We start from the raw sequence: 2470 nt of genomic DNA, 5'->3' as shown, positions 1-2470 counted from the left end.
GTGATATACTTCCATCTGTTTCGGGAAATATTCTTCCAGCCATTCATCCTTTTCAATGTTTTCATTGATAAACTTGATTGCAAGCTCACGTTCAATCTCTATTGCAGCTTCTCCTTTCTCACTACCATTGAACCATGCTTTTGTCCACCATCTGATACCGGACTTATCCGGATACACGCTCACCATACGGGGAATATCGAAGCTTTGAACATCAATATCGAGCTCTGCCAATGGATCAATAAGGCCACTGTTTGCTATGGCCAGTTCATGTGCTTTTTTTTTTCGTGATCACTTAAACTGGAAAGGAATATCTGATGACGCAGTGCAAGATAGTTCAGGAAATCACCGATAAGCAGATTCTGTACCCGTTCTGCAATCGGTATACTTCGTGCGCCCATACCTAATGGATTGGCCATACTGGGGATGGTTTCATAGAAGTAATTTTTTGTAGCCGACAGTGAGAGAATATTTCTCAAAGTGAACTGTGTATGTTCCGGCAACGTGTAGGCTCCAAGACTGATGTCTTTCATGTAGTCCGGAAAAAAACGCATCATCAGATTCTCTATCTCCTTACTATCTTTGTCATACATGGTTCTGACATCCATGTCCAGTGTCACAAATTGTGGTACTGCACCAGGTTGTCCGTTCTGTTCCATGACTTTCAAGTTACTGTATATCATGGTCAGGAACTCCAGAGGATTGAGCTCTTCTCCTTTATACCTGACCTCCATGTGGAGTATTTCCCCACTTACGGAAATAACCTGACCGGCCTTGACTTCACTTCCGTAGTTGGCCAAAACGTTCGAGAGGTGTGCGTATTTTACCTCGTAGTCTCCATAGCGTGTCACCTGATAGATACCATGTACGGCATCATTCCCAAGTCCTGTGATCTTCCCTGTTGCAACTGCTGAAAGAAGATAATGGTTGGCTTTGAAATCCACACCATGATGAAAAAAAGGTTCTCCTGTATGCGGATGTTTCTGTTTACCGTAGCCAAGACTCATCTGTACGTCACGGCCTTTTTCTTCGTAGGGCATACAGTATCCACTGTCCGAACGAAGAATCATTTCCTGTGTATATTGCATATTATATCTGTTTATAAAATTTACTATTATCTTCGTCTGCCGCCACCAGTGCCTTGTGCAATCTCCGACTGTTGAATTTCGTCTTGACTTTGTGCAGCAGGTCGTTTCTTCTCACTGGCAAGTGCCTCGTTCATATTTACATTGTTTCCTATCATCATCATGGCAAGCACAGCTCCAGCTATCTTGCCCATCCATCCGAATCTTCCAAAAACAAGTAGTGCAGCCACTACAAGTCCGATGAGACTCAGACCGGAGACATTCCCTTTGCCTATATTGCTGAAAAAGTTCCCCATCATGTTTCCACCGTTCCCGGAGCAAATACCTTGCAGGAATTTGCTCATGCCGTTCCATTTGCTGTCTGCACTGGTGATGGCATCATTGACATTTTCAGTGAGACCAGTTACAGAGTCTTTCACCTCTTTCATTCCTTCACCGATATTTGAGACTGTGTCTCCAATCTTTTGTGTCGTTTCTTCGCCAATGACAGCATCGCTGACAATACCCACTACGCTTTTGTCTGTAGTCAGTTTCTCCCAACCGATGTAGCCCAGGCTTCCACCTATGGCCGCAGACTTGGTGGCACTTCCTAATCCTTTTAGCGTTTGCTGAGGATGTACGACTGCACCCCCTGCCGATTTAGCTACAGCTTTTATAGCTCTTCCTCCTAAGCTGACTGCTGCTTTCAATAATGCTCCCCAACCCATGTTTAAAGTTTGATTGTTAAATTGTTATCCTGAATTATCTTTTTACCTGAATATTTACTTTGGCTTTACGTTTCTCTTCCATCTTTCCTTGCATTTCTGTACAATATTGGGCTTGTCAACCTCACTTCTGCCATTGTAGTCTATCTCCGCCCATATGTCAGAGAGTGAAGTATATTTAATAGCTCTCGTAAGCCTTTTGAGCTTTTGATTCATGAGTTTAAGTTTCGGGCGGATGGAAAAGAGAACTTCTAGTCGTTCCTTCTCTGTCATCTTGGTGTCGGAGAGGCACAGTTGCCGGATGTCATTGACTATATCAACACTATTCATGATAAGTTCTCTATAGATTTTATTCCTGTTTGAAGACAATGCTACTGCCAGGGCATTTCCTGTCTGGTGCTGGAGCTGGTCATTAAAAGTTCCCAGGTGTTTCACGAGTCGGTCTATTTCATGATAGAATCCATATATCTGTGCCGCATAACTGATTATGCTATGAAAGTTGTCCAAATAAGTGTTGAACTCCTTTTGCAGGTCAGTTACTCCTTGTACCTCTTCCTTTATCCACAGATGACCCGTAGATTCCAGAAGCATCATTTGTTCCTGCTGCTTCAGTTCTTTTTCTGCCTTATTTGTGTATGCCAGAATCATTCCAGCCAAAACAGGGTCGTTGCCCTGAGCCTGGAG

4 protein-coding genes are annotated in these 2470 nt (G+C 43.4%); all 4 read right to left on the bottom strand.

From position 1 onward, the window contains the following. The coding region (locus tag AB5935_RS23860; protein ID WP_368327648.1) for a hypothetical protein at window positions 1–231 on the bottom strand (231 nt) is incomplete at its 3' end. 23 nt (window positions 232–254) lie between these two features. After that, complete coding sequence (locus AB5935_RS23855) at window positions 255–1085, bottom strand: M23 family metallopeptidase (RefSeq protein WP_172772811.1); 831 nt, start codon at window positions 1083–1085, stop codon at window positions 255–257. Between the two features lie 26 nt (window positions 1086–1111). Then, window positions 1112–1789 (bottom strand): hypothetical protein, encoded by a 678-nt coding sequence (locus AB5935_RS23850; protein WP_004312153.1) that lies wholly within the window; start codon window positions 1787–1789, stop codon window positions 1112–1114. Between the two features lie 54 nt (window positions 1790–1843). Further along, a complete protein-coding gene (locus AB5935_RS23845) occupies window positions 1844–2443 on the bottom strand; it encodes a hypothetical protein (protein WP_410525541.1) in 600 nt (199 codons plus the stop codon). Window positions 2444–2470: the final 27 nt, after the last annotated feature.

The organism is Phocaeicola sp. RTP21198st1_B8_RTP21198_201120 (genome assembly GCF_040929485.1).
In the GTDB taxonomy this organism is placed as follows: domain Bacteria; phylum Bacteroidota; class Bacteroidia; order Bacteroidales; family Bacteroidaceae; genus Phocaeicola; species Phocaeicola dorei.
Note: the sequence above shows the minus strand (reverse complement) of the source record. Positions and strands in the feature narration are given on the sequence as shown.

What these genes read in the sequence shown, in the direction of transcription:
- AB5935_RS23855 (WP_172772811.1), bottom strand. Translation starts at nt 1,085, where the DNA reads ATGCAATATACACAGGAAATGATTCTTCGTTCGGACAGTGGATACTGT.
- AB5935_RS23850 (WP_004312153.1), bottom strand. Translation starts at nt 1,789, where the DNA reads ATGGGTTGGGGAGCATTATTGAAAGCAGCAGTCAGCTTAGGAGGAAGA.